Source organism: Streptomyces sp. 5-10 (assembly GCF_014712245.1).
Classification (GTDB): Bacteria; Actinomycetota; Actinomycetes; order Streptomycetales; family Streptomycetaceae; genus Streptomyces; species Streptomyces violaceusniger.
Map to the genome: position 1 here is coordinate 16,210 of NZ_JACVYG010000018.1, position 15,695 is coordinate 31,904.

A 15,695-nucleotide genomic window follows, 5' to 3' on the forward strand; every position below is an offset into this window, starting at 1 on the left:
AAGAGCTAGGATCCCGGGGCAGCCGATGACATGGGGGGAAGCCGTGAGCCGGACCGCGGCGCAGCTCGTCACCGCCCTCCGCCGGGCCCGGCGCGACGCCACCGCCGAGGTGACCGTCCTGGCCGACCGGCCCGACGCCACCGTCGTCCGGTGCGGCCACCTCGTCGCCAAGGCGCACCCGCCCGGCACGGACCCGGCCGAGCTGGCCGTCCGGCTCGGCGTCGCGGCCCACCCCCGGTGCGCGGAGATACTGCTGCCACCGGTCGACGGCATGGGGGCGCTGCCCGACGGGCGGCAGGTCACCCTCTGGCCGTACGGCGAACCCGTGGCACCCGACGCACCGGACGCCGCCCCCTGGGCCGAGGCGGGGAAGCTGCTGGCCCGGCTGCACGCCGTGCCGGCCGCCGAACTGCCCGGCCCGCTCCCGGCGATGCGCGGCCCGGCCAAGGCGGCCCGCGCGATCGCCCGGCTACGGGCGGCGGCGCTCCCCGACAGCGTGGCCATCCGGGCCGTGCTGCGGGCCTGGGCCGGACTGCCGGGCTGGGCGCGGGGTGTGGACCGTACGGATCGCATGAACCAAGGCAACGAAAGCGACCAAGGTAACGAGGGAACCGAAGGCACCAGCCTCTGCCACGGCGATCTCCACCTCGGCCAGCTCATCCGCCACCGCGCCACCGACTGGCGGCTGATCGACATCGACGACCTCGGCCTCGGCGACCCGGCCTGGGACCTCGCCCGCCCCGCCGCCTGGTACGCCGCCGGGCTGCTCGCCGCCGAGGACTGGGAGCGGTTCCTGGGCGCGTACCGGGCCGCGGGCGGCTCCGCCGCCGGGCAGCGCGACCCCTGGCCGCGGCTGGACGTGCCCGCCCGCGCCCTCACCGTCCAGACCGCCGCGCTCGCGCTCGCCAAGGCGGCGGCCTCGGGACGGGCGTTGGACGAGGCCGAGGAGGCGATGGTGGAGGCGTCCGTCCGCATCGCCCATTTCATGGAGGCCGCGGGATGAGGCCGTAGGGTGAAGTCCACGCGCCCGGACGCATGTTCCGGCGCGCTTGTCCGAAGCATGAGGAGATGAGCGGACCATGCAGTGTCCCAAGTGCCATGCGCCGATGCACACGTACAACCGCAATGGCGTGCAGATAGAGCAGTGCAGCGGCTGCCGGGGGATCTTCCTGGACTACGGGGAGCTGGAGGCGCTGACCCGCCTCGAGGCGCAGTGGACGCAAGCGGTGCCGCCCGCCCCGCCCGGTGCCCCGCAGGCGTACCCGGCCGCGCCCGCGTGGGGCGCGCCGCAGCACGGACACCACGGCGGCCACCATGGCCACCACGGTCACCACAAGCGCGGCTTCGGGCACATGCTCTTCTCGTCCTGAGACCCCTCTTGGCCTGCTGAGAAGCCTCTTGGCCGAGAAACGCCGGAGGGCCGGAGCTTTTCGCTCCGGCCCTCCGCCGATCGGTGTGGACGATACTGGGAGTGAACCAGTGACCTCTTCCGTGTCAGGGAAGCGCTCTCCCGCTGAGCTAATCGCGCGGGGTGGATCCGCGAGGATCCGAGTGGACGATACTGGGATTGAACCAGTGACCTCTTCCGTGTCAGGGAAGCGCTCTCCCGCTGAGCTAATCGTCCGCAGGACTGCGTGCGCGATACTGGGATTGAACCAGTGACCTCTTCCGTGTCAGGGAAGCGCTCTCCCGCTGAGCTAATCGCGCGGGGTGGATCCGCGAGGATCCGAGTGGACGATACTGGGATTGAACCAGTGACCTCTTCCGTGTCAGGGAAGCGCTCTCCCGCTGAGCTAATCGTCCGAGGTGGAGACGGGATTTGAACCCGTGTAGACGGCTTTGCAGGCCGTTGCCTCGCCTCTCGGCCACTCCACCAGCCGTGGGGGTCGAAACCCCCACTCCGAGCGGACGACGAGATTCGAACTCGCGACCCTCACCTTGGCAAGGTGATGCTCTACCAACTGAGCCACGTCCGCAGGTGCCGTTTCTCCGGGGCGCTTCCGCGTCCCGGCGACGTGTTGAACTCTAGCGGATTCCGGGGCCAGCTCAAATTCCGTTTCCGCAGCGTGCTGCCCTGCTCGCACGCCGCACTCCCTCCCGAGGCCGCCCTGACCTGGGCACCATAGACTCGCAACCGTGTACGACCTGCCCCCGCTCGCCCGCTTCGGCGGCCTGCTCGCCACCGATCTACGGGATGTCACCAGCGACCCGTCGGCCCTGGAAACCCGGGGTTTCTGGGCCGTTGTCGCGGACTTCGAGGGCCGTCTGGTCTGCGCTCGCTTCGGGGATGTACGGGCCGCGCCGGTGCCGCCGCCCGCGCCCGGCGGCTGGCGCGGCCCCGGGGCGGGGGAGTGGACCTCGTCACTGGACCGGGCCGCCTACACCGCGGGGGTGCGCGCCGTCCGGCGGCGGGTCGCGGCCGGTGAGGTCTACCAGGCCAACCTCTGCCGGGTGCTGTCCGCGCCGCTGCCCGACCCGGCCGGGGCCGATGTGGACGCGCTGACCGCGCTGCTGGCCCTGGGCAACCCCGCCCCGTACGCGGGCACCGTAAGGCTGCCGGCCCACGGGGTGGAGGTCGCCACCGCCTCGCCCGAACTGTTCCTGCGGCGCACCGGGCGCACCGTGGAGTCCGGCCCCATCAAGGGCACCGGCCGCGGCCCCGAGGACCTGCTGGAGAAGGACCACGCCGAGAACGTGATGATCGTGGACCTGGTCCGCAACGACCTGGGCCGGGTCTGCGCCACCGGCTCGGTGACCGTCCCCGCGCTGTGCGCGGTCGAACCGCACCCCGGTCTGGTCCACCTCGTCTCCACGGTGCGGGGCGAGCTCGCCCCCGGCGCCGGCTGGCCGGAACTGCTCGCGGCCACCTTCCCGCCCGGCTCGGTCACCGGCGCGCCCAAGTCCAGCGCGCTGCGCGTCATCGAGGAGCTGGAGACCGCGCCCCGTGGCCCGTACTGCGGCGGTATCGGCTGGGTCGACGCCGACCGTGGCACCGGTGAGCTGGCGGTCGGCATACGGACCTTCTGGATCGACCGCGGCCCGGCCGGGGCCGTGCTGCGGTTCGGCACCGGGGCGGGCATCACCTGGGGCTCGGACCCGGAGCGCGAATGGGACGAAACGGAACTCAAGGCCGCCCGGCTGCTCGCGGTAGCGTCGGGTGTACAGCAGCCGACGGGAAGGGCGACGCGATGAAACCGGCCATCTGGCTCGATGGATCCCTCCGCGACCCGGACACCGCCATGGTGTCCGTGTTCGACCATGGGCTCACGGTCGGCGACGGCGTCTTCGAGACCGTCAAGGCCACCGAGGGGCGGGCCTTCGCCCTCACCCGCCATCTGCGGCGGCTGGCCCGCTCGGCGGAGGGCCTGGGGCTTCCCGAACCGGACCTGGACGAGGTGCGGCGGGGCTGCGAGGAGGTGCTCAAGGCCCACCCCGTGACGTTCGGACGGCTGAGGATCACCTACACCGGAGGGATCTCACCGCTCGGCTCCGACCGGGGCACGGCCGGGCCCACCGTGGTGGTCGCGCTGACCGAGGCGGCCCGCAGGCCCGACGCCACGGCCGTGATCACCGTCCCCTGGGCGCGCAACGAGCGCGGGGCGCTCACCGGCCTGAAGACCACCTCGTACGGCGAGAACGTGGTCGCGCTCGCCCGCGCCCGCGAGCAGGACGCCACCGAGGCCCTCTTCGGCAACACGGTCGGCGCGCTCTGCGAGGGCACCGGCTCCAACGTCTTCGTGGTCCTCGACGGCCAGCTGCACACCCCGCCGCTCTCCTCCGGCTGCCTCGCGGGGATCACCCGCGCCCTGGTGCTGGAGTGGGTGGGCGCCAAGGAGACCGATCTGCCACTGGACGCGCTGCACCGGGCCGAGGAGGTCTTCCTGACCTCCACGACCCGCGACGTACAGGCCGTGCACCGGGTGGACGGCCACACCCTGCCCGGCGCGCCCGGCCCGGTCACCGCCGAGGCCCTGCGGATCTTCGTCGAGCGGGCGGCCGCGGACATCGACCCCTGAGCGGGCGGTCGCGGACATCGGGCCCCGGGCGGGCGGCCGGGCCCTGAGCGGGCAAGCCCGGGGCCTGACCGGCCCGTCGCGGCGGATCCGCGCCGGAAAACGGGTGACGATCGCCCGTCGGGCCGGTAGAACACCTTCGTGACCACCACTCTGCGGCCCACCGCGCCCGAACAGCACACCGACGGCGGCGGGCGTGCCCGCGCGTACGAGGTGTGTGTCAACGGCCGCCCCGTCGGCTCCGTACGCCTCGCCACCGACGCCCGCCTGGGCCCGGCGGCCGGGCGTATCGAGTGGCTCCACATCGACGAGGCCGACCGGCACCGCGGCCGCGGCACGGTCGCCGCGCTCGCCGCCGAGGAGGTGCTGCGCGGCTGGGGCTGCACCCAGCTGATGGTGAGCGTCCCCGCGTCGGTCACGACCGCCCTCGGGCTCGCGGCCGCGCTCGGCTACCGCGAGCGCGGCCGCGACATGCTCAAGCGGCTCACGGACCCGCCCGAGCTGCCCGAGGGCAGCGCGATACGTCCCCTTACGGAGGCCGACTACCCGGCGTGGCACGCCCACGTGCGGGCCGGATACGTCGCCGGTCTGCTGGCGCGCGGACTCACCCGGCAGCAGGCCGAGACCAAGGCGGACACCGACTACGCGAGGCTGCTGCCGCAGGGCCCGGACACCCCCGGGGCCCTGCTGCGCGCCCTCGCCCACGGCGGCACGGACGTGGGCACCATCTGGATCGCGCTGCGCGAGGGGGAGCCCGACGCCGCCGAGAGCGGGGAGGCCTACGTCTACGTCGTCGAGGTCGCCGAGGAGCACCGCGGCCACGGACACGGCCGCACCCTGATGCTGGCCGCCGAGCGCGCGAGCCTGGCCCACCGGGCGCGCAGCCTGGGCCTGCACGTCTTCGGCGGCAACACCCCGGCGCTGCGGCTGTACGAGTCGCTGGGCTACGAGCCGGTCGAGTACCTGTTCTACAAGCCGCTGCTGTAAGGGCCTGCTCTGAGGGCTTTCAGGGCTTTCAGGGCTTCAGGACCGCTCGGCGACGAGCCGGGCGGCGATCTCCTCCACGCGCTCCCGCAGCCCCTCCTGGCTCTTGCCGCCGTCGAGCCGCTCGCCGCCGATCACATACGTGGGGGTGCCGGTGACCCCGATCGCCCGGCCCTCGGCCTGGTCCGCGTCCACGATCAGGATGTGCCGGCCGTCGACCAGCGCGGTGTCCATCTCCTCGGCGTCCAGCCCCAGCTCCCGGGCCACCTCCACCAGCAGCGGCTCACCGCGGGTCCCGAGCTCCTCGGTGCGCTCCAGGACGGCCTCGACGAACGGCCAGCCGCGCCCCTGGGCGATGGCCTCCTCGGCCGCCTGGGCCGCCGCGTGGGCGTGCCGGTGGCGCTCCAGCGGGAAGTGGCGCAGCCGGATGTCCAGCGCGTCCTGGAAGCGGTCGCGCAGCGCGCGCAGATCGCCCAGGGCGGTACGGCAGTCGGGGCACTGCAGCTCGCACCAGACGTCGAGCACGGGGCGGGGAGAGGGGTCGGTGTGGCTCATGGGGCCAGTCTTCCAGCCCCCGGAGCCTGCTCCGTACCCGGAGATGTCCCTGATCCCGGGCTCGGGCCATGGCCCCGGCTGCCTTACGGGGTGCACGATGGACATACCGGAAGCCCAGTCCGCGGGGAGGAACGATGCTGACCGACACCATCTGCGCCGCGCTGTCCGCGGCCGGTCTGGGCATCGCCGGGCTGACCGCGTACCGCAAGCGGTTCCTGGCGGCGACCCGGATCGCCGCCTACGCCCTGATCCCGTTGGGCCTGGCGATGACCGGCGTCCTGGACTGGCTGACCGACATCGTCTTCAAGCCGAGCATCTGGCTGGGCTTCGGTCTGCTGGGCCTCTCCTGGGCGCTGTTCATGATCACCCGGGCGGTCGAGCACCGCTCCGGCGGCACCCGTAAGGAGCGCCGCGCGGCGGCCGCCGCCGAACGTGCCGGCGGGGTGTCCGCGGGGGCCTCGGAGCCCGCCCTGGGGCCCGGACGGGGAGCCACCGGGGTCAAGGCGTCGGGGAAGCCGAAGACCAAGGGCGGAACGAGCTCTGGCACAGATGACTTCTCCGACATCGAGGCCATACTCAAAAAGCACGGGATCTGACAAGCGACCGATCAAAAAACGATCACTGGTCGCAGGCGGGCTCATGGCTGGGTCATGATCTCCGCGAGATGTTGCAATCACCGCCCGGGGAGCAATCCCCCATCGAAGGACCCCCTGTTCCGCCGAGCGACGAGACCCGTGGCTGTCTCTTCGCCCTCTCGCAGCCGCCGCTGATGCTGTTCCTGGCGTTCATCGGCACCCTGCTCTTCGTGACCGCTGTCCACGACCTCCACCGGTGGTGAGGCGGCGCCCCGTCCGGTTACCGATGGTGAGGCGTCCAGCCCGGCTACCGGTGGTGCCGGTGGTGAGGCGTCCAGCCCGGCTACCGGTGGTGCCGGTGGTGAGGCGTCCAGCCCGGCCTCCGACCGCCGTACGCGGGCGGTCAGCTCGCGGCCTCGCGGCGCCGGGCGCGGTAGGCCGCGACATGCAGCCGGTTGCCGCAGGTGCGGCTGTCGCAGTAGCGCCGGGAGCGGTTGCGGGACAGGTCCACGAAGGCGTGGCGGCAGTCCGGGGCCTCACAGCGGCGCAGCCGCTCCCGCTCGCCCCCCACCACGAGGAACGCCAGCGCCATCCCGCCGTCGGCCGCGAGGTGGTCGGCCAGCGAGGCGCCGGGCGCGAAGTAGTGCACATGCCAGTCGTAGCCGTCGTGGTCGGTGAGCCGGGGCGTGGTGCCGGCCGCGGCGATCATCGCGTTGAGCAGTTCGGCGGTGCGGCGGGCGGCGCCCTCGTTCCCGGCCGCCGCGAAGACCTCGGCGAACCGGGCCCGTACGGCCCGTACCGCGGTGAGGTCGCGCTCCCCGAGCGTGCCGATGTCGCTGATGTCATTGCGCTCGACGAACCGGCGCAGTGCGGCGACATCGGCGAGGTCGTCCCGGTCCGCGCCCTCGGGCGCGGTGTTCACCAGATCGACGACGGCGTCGAGCGCGCACCGGGTGTCGTGGTTGATCAGCACGATTGGCTCCCTGGCCGGCTGGGTCGGCGGCTGCCCCTGGGCTGCCCTCGATCTGCCCGACTCTAGTCCTGCCGGGCCCCGGACGTGTCCCAGGCGGCCCCGGGCGGTCATGCGACGGCCCCGGGGCGACGGCCCCGGGCGGTCACACGACGGTGCCGTCACCGCGGGTGCTGCCGCGGCGACGGCACCGTCGCCTGCCTCTGCCGTTGTCGGGATTGCCATGGTCGGGATCGTCGGTACGTGATGCGGTCGCGCCCCGGCTCGCGCCGTCTCCCCGAGTCGGACGGCCGAGCGCTCAGCTCTCGCCGGGTCTCAGCTCTCCGCCAGGATGTGGGAGAGCTCTGTGTCGAGGTCGAAATGGCGGTGTTCGGTACCGGGTGGCACCGCGGCGTCGGTTCGCTTCAGGAACGACTCCAGGGCCCGCGCCGGGGCTTCGAGCAGTGCCTCCCCCTCCGGGGAGCTCAGGGCGATGCAGACGACTCCCTGGCCGTGGCTGCGGGACGGCCACACCCGGACGTCGCCGGTGCCGGTGGGCCGGTGCAGACCCTCGGCGAGAAGATCGCGGGCAAACACCCATTCGACCGTCTCTTCGGCTCCGGTGTGGAAGGTGGCGTGCACGGCGTAAGGGTCGGCCGTGTCATACCGCAGGCCCGCGGGTACAGGCAGTGAGGATTCGCTCGACACAACGAGGCGCAGGTGCAGCTCGCAGCTGACCGTGGTGTTCATAAGCGCCAGGGCCTTTCGCTCAGTGTGCGCTCGGGGATTCGCACGTCGGCGAAATCGACATGCCACCTACGGTGCCGTTGTAAACCCCTCTGACCGTTTTGCGGCTCTTCTGGTAGCTCATGCGGCCCAGCTTTCGGTTGGCCACTACCGCCGTTCCGGTGACTTCAAACGATCAGGTAAGTTGGGTCACATGAATGCGGAGAGTGACGGGCGGCGCGGGGCCGCCGAGGCGGGGCCCCAGGTCGCGACGGGGGACGACGCACCGGAGAAGGAGCCGGTATGGGGCTCCCGGGCGCCGCGGTTCATCAAGCGGTCGCGCCCGCTCCATCTGAGCTGGCAGGTCGGCGTGTTCATCGTCGGCCTCGGGGTCGTGGCCCTGGGCGTCATCCTGCTGCCGCTGCCCGGCCCGGGGTGGCTGGTGATCTTCGCCGGAATGGCGATCTGGGCGACCGAGTTCGTCTGGGCCCAGCTGGTTCTGGCCTGGACCAAACGCAAGGTCACCGAGGCGGCGCACCGCGCCCTGGACCCGAAGGTGCGCAGGCGCAATCTCATACTGACCACGATCGCGGTGGTGATCTGCGCCGTGGCGGTGTCGGCCTATGTGTGGAAGTTCGGCGTCGTGATGCCGTGGAAGATCGAGCAGTGAGCGGTCCGGTGTCGCGGGACTGGTCATGAGCACGGTCCGGCATGCGCTAATGTTGGGCGTGCGCCAGGGCGATTAGCTCAGTGGGAGAGCGCTTCGTTCACACCGAAGAGGTCACTGGTTCGAACCCAGTATCGCCCACCCTGGACCGAGGGCCCGGAAGGCATCAGCCTTCCGGGCCCTCGGCGTTGCCGCATGTCCGAGGGTGTCCGGCATGCGGGACGGAAGGTCTCGGGGTGCCTGTCCGAAGGTGTCCGCGGCGCATCACGCGAGGTGTCCGGTGCCAAGCGCTCGGCGCGACCCTCCCAAGCGCTTTCGTCGAAGCGCTTCACCCCGATCCTGAGTGATCCTGTCCGAACCGTTGACGTACGCCTCATTGGTCCCTAACTTGTCCCGGCAAGCGCTTGCCTAAAACGTTTCAAGCTAGCGGGGGCAGTCGGACGACCTGCCCGGGAGGGGCGTGTCATGGGTGCTGGGCGATGGACGGCGAGGGCGAGAGGGGCCCGGGCGGCCGCGGCCCTGGTGGCCGCGCTGGGGCTGCTGGCCACCGGCTGTGGCGGGGGAAGCGGTTCCGGAGACGGCAAGGTGACCATCCGCTACTCGTGGTGGGGTGCCAAGGACCGTGCGGAGCTGATCCAGAAGACGGTCGAGCTGTTCGAGAAGGAACATCCGAACATCAAGGTCAAGACGGACTTCTCCGAATACACCGACTTCTGGAGCAAGTTCAATACCCAGGCCGCGGGCGGAAACGCCCCGGACGTGTTCCAGAACTCCTATGCCTTCCTGCGCAAATACGGCGACAAGAACCTCCTGCTGGATCTGAACGGTCAGGCCGACGCCGGAAATCTCAGCCTGAAGGGATTCCGCGACGGGCTGGAGAAGGCCGGGGATATCGACGGCAAGCTCCTCGGAGTGCCGGTCGGCGCCAATACCTTCGCCTTCTTCTACAACCCGGAGGCGTATCGGAAGGCCGGAGTGACCGTCAAGGACGGATGGACCTGGGACGACTTCTTCGCGGCCGCCAAGAAGGTGCGCAAGAGCGACGGCACGCTCTACGGAGCCAGCGACAACGCCAATGTGATGTACCTCTACGACCTGTATCTGCGGCAGAACGGCAAGGCGTTCTTCACCAAGGACAACAAGCTCGGCTTCACCAAGGACGACCTCACCGAGTGGTGGGGCCGCTGGCAGAGCCACGCCAAGGCCGACGAGCTGGTGCCGGGCAAGAAGTCCGAGCAGGCCAAGCCCAAGGCGTCGATCAGCGCCGATCTGTCGGCCTCCGAGTTCACCTGGGACAACTTCCTGGTCCGCTTCGCCGCCGAGACCAAGACCACCCTCGACCTCGGGCCGATCCCGACCACGGACGGCAAGCGCACCGGCCAGTACCTCTCCTCGCTGATGCTCAGCGGCTCCGCCCGCACCCAGCACCCCAAGGAAGTCGCCGAGTTCATCGACTTCATGACCCATGACCCCGAGGTGGGCAAGATCATGGGCTACAACCGCGGCATCCCGGCGACCACCGCCCAGTACGACGCCTACAAGCCGCAGGGCGTCGACGCCAAGATCGCCGCGTATGAGAAGAGCGTGAGCGGCAAGCTGGAGCCGATCACCCCGCACCCGGCCGGCGCCGATGTCGCCGAGGCCGCCTTCCTGAGGATCTACACCCAGGTCGCGCTGGGGCAGAGCTCGATGGGCAAGGCCGTCGACCAGTTCTTCAGCGAGGCCGAGTCCGCGCTCGGCTCGTGAGGAGAGCTTCCGTGACACCGACCACGACGCGTGCGGCGGACGGAGTGCGGCCTCCCGATGGGGCGACCCCGGAGAAGGCCGCCCCCGGCACCGGCCCCGCCCCGGCGGCGGGGCGGCGGCAGGCCCGTCGGGAGACCCTCGCGGGCTATCTCTTCCTGACGCCCTGGTGCGTCGGGATCCTGCTGCTCACCCTCGGCCCGATGCTCGTCTCGCTCTATCTGGCGTTCACCGACTACAACCTCTTCGACTCGCCGAAGTGGATCGGGTTCAAGAACTTCCAGGACCTCTTCGAGGACGACCGCTGGTGGACCTCGGTCCAGGTGACGCTGAAGTACGTGCTGATCGGCACCCCGCTGAAGCTGGCGGCGGCGCTCGCCGTGGCGCTGCTGCTGGTCAAGCCCCGTAAGGGCCAGGGCTTCTACCGCTCGGCGTTCTACGCCCCCTCGCTCATCGGCGCCAGTGTGAGCATCGGCATCGTCTGGCGGGCGATCTTCAACGACGACGCGATCGTCGACAAGTCGATGAGTCTTTTCGGCTGGGACGTCGGCGGCTGGATCGGCGACCCGGACTGGGCGCTGCCCACCCTCATCACCCTGACCGTCTGGCAGTTCGGCGCGCCGATGGTGATCTTCCTGGCCGGGCTGAAACAGGTGCCGGGTGAGCTGTACGAGGCCGCCGCGATGGACGGCGCGGGCCGCTGGCGGCGGTTCCGGTCCATCACCCTGCCGATGATCTCGCCGGTGCTCTTCTTCAACCTCCTGCTGGAGCTCATCCACTCGTTCCAGGTCTTCACCTCGGCGGTGGTGATCGCGGGGTCGGGCACCAACACCGGCGGACCGGGCGACTCCCTGCTGGTCTACGGCTGGTACCTCTACGAGCAGGGCTTCCGCAATCTGCGCATGGGCTACGCCGCCGCGATGGCCTGGATGCTGATGCTCGGCATCGGCCTGGTGACCGCCGTGCTGTTCAAGACCCAGCGCGGCTGGGTGCACTACGAGGAGGAGGGTGCCAAGTGAGCGTGTCCCGGCGCGCCGCGCGGGCTGGACTGAGGAGCCGCGCAGCGACGAAGGAGCGAGCAGTGACGAAGGAAGTCCGCGCAGGGAAGCGCGCCGGGACTGAGCGGGAGGAGGCGTGAGTGCTTCTGTGGCGGTCGGGCGGCGGCGTGCACGGTCCGTCATCTGGCATGTGGGGGCGCTCGCCGTGCTGGCGGTGATCCTCTACCCCGTGGTGTGGGTGATCGGCGGCTCGTTCAAGCCCGGTGACCAGATCATCGGCAGCCTCCAGCTGCTGCCCACCGATCCGATCACCGACAACTACCGGCGGCTCAGCGACGGCATCGCCGACGTGCCGATCTCGACCTTCTTCACCAACTCGCTGCTGCTGGCGGTCGGTTCGGTGATCGGCGTGCTGTTCTCCTGCTCCCTGGCGGCCTACGCCTTCGCCAGGATCCGCTTCGCGGGGCGTGGCGCGCTGTTCACGCTCATGATCTCCACCCTGCTGCTGCCGTTCCAGGTGTTGATCATTCCGCAGTACATCCTGTTCCAGAAGCTGGGCCTGATCAACACCTATGTGCCGCTGCTGCTCGGCAAGTACCTGGCGGCGGACGCCTTCTTCGTCTTCCTGATGGTGCAGTTCATGCGCGGGCTGCCGCGGGAACTGGACGAGGCGGCCCGTCTGGACGGCTGTGGCCATCCGCGCATCTACTGGAACATCGTGCTGCCGCTGTGCCGCCCGGCCCTGATCACCAGCGCGATCTTCACCTTCATCTGGTCCTGGAACGACTTCATCGGGCCGCTGCTCTACCTCAACGAACCGGACAAGTACACGGTCTCGCTGGGCCTGAAGCTCTTCATCGACCAGGACTCCGTCGCCGACTACGGAGGCATGGTCGCCATGTCGATGGTCGCCCTGCTGCCGGTGCTGCTGTTCTTCCTGGCCTTCCAGCGCTATCTGGTCGAGGGCGCGGCGACTTCCGGGCTGAAGGGCTGAGGCCGTCATGGGGAGAGCCATGGGAGCCGCCGGGCCGGAAGCCGGGGGAGGAGCCGCCGTACGGCGCCCCGCGCGCGGCCGGCTGCGCTTCGCGCTGTTCGCCGAATGCCTGCTGACCGGCGTCTGGGTGGTGCTCGCCGCCCTGCCGGTGATCACCCTGCTGCCCGCGTTCGCCGCCGGCTGTGCGCACCTGAGCCGCCATCTGGACGGTGAGCGGTCCACCTGGCGGGACTTCCTGGCCGGGCTGCGGGAGGCGACCCGGAGCGGCTGGCGGTTCTCCCTGCTGTGGTGGGCGGCGCTCGCGCTGCTCGCCTTCGACCTGCGGGTGGCCCGCTCCGGGGCCCTGCCCGGCGGGCCCGCGCTGATCGCCGTGAGCGTGGCGGGCCTGCTCGCGGTGGTCGTCCTCGGGCTGCGGACGGCGGCCTCACGGCGGCCCGGCACCGCTTGGGCGGCCGCCGCCCGTACCGCCGCGCGTCAGGGGCTGGCCGTCGACCCCGGCGGATCGCTGCTGCTCATCGGCGGGCTCGCCGTACTCGCCGTGGCCGCCTGGCAGATGCTGCCGCTGATCGCCCCGGCGGCGGGCGCCCTCGCGGGCTGTGCGGTCGCGGTGGAGCGCCGCGCCCGCGTCTGACCCGGCGCCGCCCCTCCTCAACGCGCTGCCGCGCTCATGTCATGCACCTGCCCCCGTACGAAAGGTGAAGCGGACATGCCCCCGATCCCCCGACGCACCCTCCTCAAGGCCGCCGCCGCCACCGGCGCCGCCGTGCCGTTCTCCTGGCTGCTCGCCCAAACCGCCCCGAAGGCCGCCGCCGACAGCCCCGCCGGGAAGGCCGCCGCCGAGCCCGTGGACATCACCTGGCTGGAGGACGGCGGCCTGGGCGCGGCCGCGGGCTCCACCTTCGGCGTCCCCTGGCCCAAGGGCGCCCACCCCGGCGACCGGACGTTCGCGCTGACCACCGCCGACGGCACCCACGTGCCCCTGCAGACCTGGGCCACCGCGTACTGGCCCGACGGCTCGCTGAAGTGGACCGCGCACGCGGCGGGGGAGGGCCTCACCGGCAGCGCCTACCGGCTCACCCCCGGCACGCCCGCCGCGCCCGCGAGGAAGGTCACCGTCTCCGAGAGCGGCGGCAGGATCACCGTCGACACCGGGGTGATCAGGGCCGTCATCGGTAAGGACGGCAAGCAGCTCGTACGCTCCGTCACCCGCGGCTCCACCGAGATCGCCCGCGACGGCCGGCTGGTCCTGCTCCGCCAGGGCGACGTGGACGACGGCGACCACGGCCGCGCCGAGTGGGAGCGGTTCGACGGCGAGATCAGCGGGGCGAAGGTCGAGCAGAAGGGCCCCGTCCGCGCCGTCGTCCGCATCGACGGCAAGCACCGCAAGGGCCGCCGCGCCTGGCTCCCCTTCAGCGTCCGGCTCTACTTCTACGCGGGCGCCGAATCGTTCCGCATGGTGCACACGATCACTTTCGACGGCGACCAGAACAAAGACTTCATCCGCGGCCTCGGCGTCCGCTTCTCCGTGCCGATGCGCGACGAGGCGTACGACCGCCACATCCGCATCGCGGGCGAGGGCAAGGGGTTCCTCACCGAGGCCGTCAAGGGCATCACCGGGCTGCGCCGCGACCCCGGCTCAGGCGTCCGCACCGCCCAGGTCAAGGGCGAGAAGCTGCCCGACCCGGCCGGTTGGGACCAGCGCGTCACCTCGCGGCTGCACCTCATCCCCACCTGGGGCGACTACACCCTCTCCCAGCTCTCCGCCGACGGCTTCACCCTGCGCAAGCGCACCAAGCCCGGCCACGGCTGGATCGCGGCGGGCGGCGGCGGCCGGGCGAACGGCTTCGGCTATGTCGGCGGCGTCAGCGGCGGACTCTCCTTCGGACTGCGCGACTTCTGGGAGAAGTTCCCGGCCCAGCTGGACATCCGCGGCGCCGCCGGGGACGAGGCCGAGGTCACCCTGTGGCTCTGGTCGCCCGAGGCCCAGCCCATGGACCTGCGCTTCTACCACGACGGCATGGGCCAGGACACCTACTCCGAACAGCTCGAGGGCCTCAACATCACCTACGAGGACTACGAGCCCGGCTTCGGCACCCCGTACGGCATCGCCCGCACCAGCGAACTCACCTTCTGGGCCAACGCGGCCACCCCCGACGCCGACACCCTCGTCCGGCAGGCCGCCGCCGTGCGCACCCCGCCCCAACTGGCCGCCGGACCAGCCCACCTGGCCCGCGCCAAGGTCTTCGGCGGCCTCTTCGCCCCCGTCGACCGCTCCACCCCCGCCAAGGCGAAGATCGAGGACCGGCTGGACTTCCTCTTCGACTACCACAAGGGCCAGGTCGAACAGCGCCGCTGGTACGGCTTCTGGGACTACGGCGACATCATGCACACCTACGACGGCGACCGGCACCAGTGGCGGTACGACGTCGGCGGCTACGCCTGGGACAACTCCGAGCTCTCGCCCGACCTGTGGCTGTGGCTGGCGTATCTGCGCTCCGGCCGCTCCGACATCTTCCGCTTCGCCGAGTCCCTGACCCGGCACACCGGCGAGGTCGACGCCTACCACCTGGGCAAGTGGGCCGGGCTCGGCACCCGCCACGGCGTCCAGCACTTCGCCGACAGCGCCAAACAGCAGCGCATCTCCACCGCCCTGTACCGCCGCTACTACTACTTCCTCACCGCGGACGAGCGGATCGGCGACATCATGCACGCCCTCGTCGACTCCGACGAGACCTTCCTCGTCCTCGATCCACAGCGCAAGGTCCGCGAGGACCCCGACTACGAGCCCGATCCGCACGCCCTGGACATCGGCTTCGGCACCGACTGGAGCGGCCTCGCCGGGGCCTGGCTCACCGAATGGGAGCGGCGCGGCCCGAAGGCCGAGAAGGCCGAGGCGCGGCTGCGCTCCACCATGGAGACCATCGCCGCCCAGCCCAACGGCTTCGTCCAGGGCAGCGGCCTGTACGACCTCGACACCGGCAAGTACGCCATCGCCGACCGGCCCAAGGTCAGCGTCTCCCATCTGTCCGCGGTCTTCGGCCTGGTCGAGGTCTGCGCCGAGGTGATCGACCTCATCGACCTGCCGGAGTTCAAGGAGGCGTGGCTGGACTACTGCCGCTACTTCAACGCCACCAAGGACGAGCAGAAGGCCCGCTACGGCACCGACTTCGGCTCGCTGATCCTGGTCCAGGGCCACTCCCGACTCGACGCCTACGCCGCCGTCCAGCTCGAGGACGACAAGCTGGCCGCCCGCGCCTGGCAGAAGTTCACCGAATACCACGAGGGCGACGGCTACCCGGATGCCACCGTCAGCTGGAAGTCGGTGAAGGTGGAGGGCCCGGACGTGCTGGAGCCCGGCGTCGAGGCGGCCTGGGTGAGCACCAACGCCACCGCCCAGTACGGCCTCGCCGCGATCCAGAACCTCGCGCTCGTCGGCGACAAGCTGCCGGGCTAGTCAGCTGGCCACGCCGTCACGGCCGGACCACACTGAG

Annotated in this window: 16 protein-coding genes and 7 tRNA genes; 14 read left to right on the forward strand and 9 right to left on the reverse strand. The window is 71.1% G+C overall.

Annotation, left to right across the window (positions count from 1 at the left end; translation table 11 throughout):
• The first annotated feature begins 43 nt into the window (after positions 1 to 43).
• Positions 44 to 1,003, forward strand: a complete 960-nt coding sequence (locus IEJ02_RS21045) for a phosphotransferase (RefSeq protein WP_317985860.1) — start codon at positions 44 to 46, stop codon at positions 1,001 to 1,003.
• A gap of 76 nt (positions 1,004 to 1,079) precedes the next feature.
• A complete protein-coding gene (locus tag IEJ02_RS21050) occupies positions 1,080 to 1,370 on the forward strand; it encodes a TFIIB-type zinc ribbon-containing protein (protein ID WP_137980319.1) in 291 nt (96 codons plus the stop codon).
• Between the two features lie 86 nt (positions 1,371 to 1,456).
• On the opposite strand, the gene IEJ02_RS21055 is transcribed toward IEJ02_RS21050, so the two are convergent.
• The 6 genes from IEJ02_RS21055 to IEJ02_RS21080 form a co-directional block, all read right to left on the reverse strand.
• Positions 1,457 to 1,525, reverse strand: a tRNA-Val gene (locus tag IEJ02_RS21055).
• Between the two features lie 27 nt (positions 1,526 to 1,552).
• Positions 1,553 to 1,624, reverse strand: a tRNA-Val gene (locus IEJ02_RS21060).
• An 11-nt stretch (positions 1,625 to 1,635) separates the two neighbouring features.
• Positions 1,636 to 1,707, reverse strand: a tRNA-Val gene (locus IEJ02_RS21065).
• 24 nt (positions 1,708 to 1,731) lie between these two features.
• Positions 1,732 to 1,803, reverse strand: a tRNA-Val gene (locus tag IEJ02_RS21070).
• A gap of 1 nt (position 1,804) precedes the next feature.
• Positions 1,805 to 1,875 (reverse strand) — tRNA-Cys (locus tag IEJ02_RS21075).
• Positions 1,876 to 1,903: 28 nt separating this feature from the next.
• A tRNA-Gly gene (locus IEJ02_RS21080) sits at positions 1,904 to 1,976 on the reverse strand.
• 160 nt (positions 1,977 to 2,136) lie between these two features.
• Here IEJ02_RS21080 and IEJ02_RS21085 point away from each other — a divergent pair.
• From IEJ02_RS21085 to IEJ02_RS21095, 3 genes are all read left to right on the forward strand, one after another.
• Positions 2,137 to 3,192, forward strand: a complete 1,056-nt coding sequence (locus IEJ02_RS21085) for a chorismate-binding protein (protein ID WP_191066287.1) — start codon at positions 2,137 to 2,139, stop codon at positions 3,190 to 3,192.
• Positions 3,189 to 4,016, forward strand: coding sequence for an aminotransferase class IV (locus tag IEJ02_RS21090; RefSeq protein ID WP_191066288.1), 828 nt, complete (start codon positions 3,189 to 3,191; stop codon positions 4,014 to 4,016). Before IEJ02_RS21085 ends, IEJ02_RS21090 begins: the two co-directional genes overlap by 4 nt.
• 138 nt (positions 4,017 to 4,154) lie before the next feature.
• Positions 4,155 to 5,000 (forward strand): GNAT family N-acetyltransferase, encoded by an 846-nt coding sequence (locus tag IEJ02_RS21095; protein ID WP_191066289.1) that lies wholly within the window; start codon positions 4,155 to 4,157, stop codon positions 4,998 to 5,000.
• A gap of 36 nt (positions 5,001 to 5,036) precedes the next feature.
• Here the strand turns inward: IEJ02_RS21095 and IEJ02_RS21100 are convergent, their stop codons facing one another.
• Positions 5,037 to 5,552, reverse strand: coding sequence for a DsbA family protein (locus IEJ02_RS21100; protein ID WP_191066290.1), 516 nt, complete (start codon positions 5,550 to 5,552; stop codon positions 5,037 to 5,039).
• A 134-nt stretch (positions 5,553 to 5,686) separates the two neighbouring features.
• On the opposite strand from IEJ02_RS21100, the gene IEJ02_RS21105 reads away from it, so the two are divergent.
• A complete protein-coding gene (locus IEJ02_RS21105) occupies positions 5,687 to 6,148 on the forward strand; it encodes a hypothetical protein (protein ID WP_191066291.1) in 462 nt (153 codons plus the stop codon).
• A gap of 68 nt (positions 6,149 to 6,216) precedes the next feature.
• Entirely contained in the window at positions 6,217 to 6,390 is a 174-nt protein-coding gene (locus IEJ02_RS21110) for a hypothetical protein (protein WP_165455915.1), read from the forward strand.
• A 140-nt stretch (positions 6,391 to 6,530) separates the two neighbouring features.
• Here IEJ02_RS21110 and IEJ02_RS21115 read toward each other — a convergent pair whose 3' ends face one another.
• Entirely contained in the window at positions 6,531 to 7,100 is a 570-nt protein-coding gene (locus IEJ02_RS21115) for a CGNR zinc finger domain-containing protein (protein WP_191066292.1), read from the reverse strand.
• Positions 7,101 to 7,412: 312 nt separating this feature from the next.
• Positions 7,413 to 7,826: an SsgA family sporulation/cell division regulator gene (locus IEJ02_RS21120; RefSeq protein ID WP_003959770.1), complete on the reverse strand. Its 414-nt coding sequence runs from the start codon at positions 7,824 to 7,826 to the stop codon at positions 7,413 to 7,415.
• 190 nt (positions 7,827 to 8,016) lie between these two features.
• Here IEJ02_RS21120 and IEJ02_RS21125 point away from each other — a divergent pair, with 190 nt between their 5' ends.
• The 7 genes from IEJ02_RS21125 to IEJ02_RS21155 all read left to right on the forward strand — a co-directional run bounded on the left by IEJ02_RS21125 (position 8,017) and on the right by IEJ02_RS21155 (position 15,658).
• The gene (locus IEJ02_RS21125; RefSeq protein WP_137980323.1) at positions 8,017 to 8,472 is read left to right on the forward strand and encodes a TIGR02611 family protein; all 456 of its coding nucleotides are present in this window, start codon (positions 8,017 to 8,019) and stop codon (positions 8,470 to 8,472) included.
• A gap of 66 nt (positions 8,473 to 8,538) precedes the next feature.
• A tRNA-Val gene (locus tag IEJ02_RS21130) sits at positions 8,539 to 8,610 on the forward strand.
• A gap of 324 nt (positions 8,611 to 8,934) precedes the next feature.
• Positions 8,935 to 10,215, forward strand: a complete 1,281-nt coding sequence (locus IEJ02_RS21135) for an ABC transporter substrate-binding protein (protein ID WP_191066293.1) — start codon at positions 8,935 to 8,937, stop codon at positions 10,213 to 10,215.
• An 11-nt stretch (positions 10,216 to 10,226) separates the two neighbouring features.
• Entirely contained in the window at positions 10,227 to 11,231 is a 1,005-nt protein-coding gene (locus IEJ02_RS21140) for a carbohydrate ABC transporter permease (protein WP_191066294.1), read from the forward strand.
• A 115-nt stretch (positions 11,232 to 11,346) separates the two neighbouring features.
• Positions 11,347 to 12,204, forward strand: coding sequence for a carbohydrate ABC transporter permease (locus IEJ02_RS21145; RefSeq protein ID WP_191066295.1), 858 nt, complete (start codon positions 11,347 to 11,349; stop codon positions 12,202 to 12,204).
• Between the two features lie 19 nt (positions 12,205 to 12,223).
• Positions 12,224 to 12,835, forward strand: coding sequence for a YesL family protein (locus IEJ02_RS21150; RefSeq protein ID WP_223864170.1), 612 nt, complete (start codon positions 12,224 to 12,226; stop codon positions 12,833 to 12,835).
• Positions 12,836 to 12,910: 75 nt separating this feature from the next.
• Positions 12,911 to 15,658 carry an exo-rhamnogalacturonan lyase family protein gene (locus IEJ02_RS21155; RefSeq protein WP_191066297.1) on the forward strand — a complete coding sequence of 916 codons (2,748 nt, stop codon included), beginning with the start codon at positions 12,911 to 12,913 and terminating at the stop codon, positions 15,656 to 15,658.
• Positions 15,659 to 15,695 lie beyond the last annotated feature (37 nt).

What these genes read in the sequence shown, in the direction of transcription:
- IEJ02_RS21125 (WP_137980323.1), top strand. Translation starts at nt 8,017, where the DNA reads ATGAATGCGGAGAGTGACGGGCGGCGCGGGGCCGCCGAGGCGGGGCCC.
- IEJ02_RS21110 (WP_165455915.1), top strand. Translation starts at nt 6,217, where the DNA reads ATGTTGCAATCACCGCCCGGGGAGCAATCCCCCATCGAAGGACCCCCT.
- IEJ02_RS21090 (WP_191066288.1), top strand. Translation starts at nt 3,189, where the DNA reads ATGAAACCGGCCATCTGGCTCGATGGATCCCTCCGCGACCCGGACACC.
- IEJ02_RS21050 (WP_137980319.1), top strand. Translation starts at nt 1,080, where the DNA reads ATGCAGTGTCCCAAGTGCCATGCGCCGATGCACACGTACAACCGCAAT.
- IEJ02_RS21135 (WP_191066293.1), top strand. Translation starts at nt 8,935, where the DNA reads ATGGGTGCTGGGCGATGGACGGCGAGGGCGAGAGGGGCCCGGGCGGCC.
- IEJ02_RS21155 (WP_191066297.1), top strand. Translation starts at nt 12,911, where the DNA reads ATGCCCCCGATCCCCCGACGCACCCTCCTCAAGGCCGCCGCCGCCACC.
- IEJ02_RS21105 (WP_191066291.1), top strand. Translation starts at nt 5,687, where the DNA reads ATGCTGACCGACACCATCTGCGCCGCGCTGTCCGCGGCCGGTCTGGGC.
- IEJ02_RS21120 (WP_003959770.1), bottom strand. Translation starts at nt 7,826, where the DNA reads ATGAACACCACGGTCAGCTGCGAGCTGCACCTGCGCCTCGTTGTGTCG.
- IEJ02_RS21100 (WP_191066290.1), bottom strand. Translation starts at nt 5,552, where the DNA reads ATGAGCCACACCGACCCCTCTCCCCGCCCCGTGCTCGACGTCTGGTGC.
- IEJ02_RS21150 (WP_223864170.1), top strand. Translation starts at nt 12,224, where the DNA reads ATGGGAGCCGCCGGGCCGGAAGCCGGGGGAGGAGCCGCCGTACGGCGC.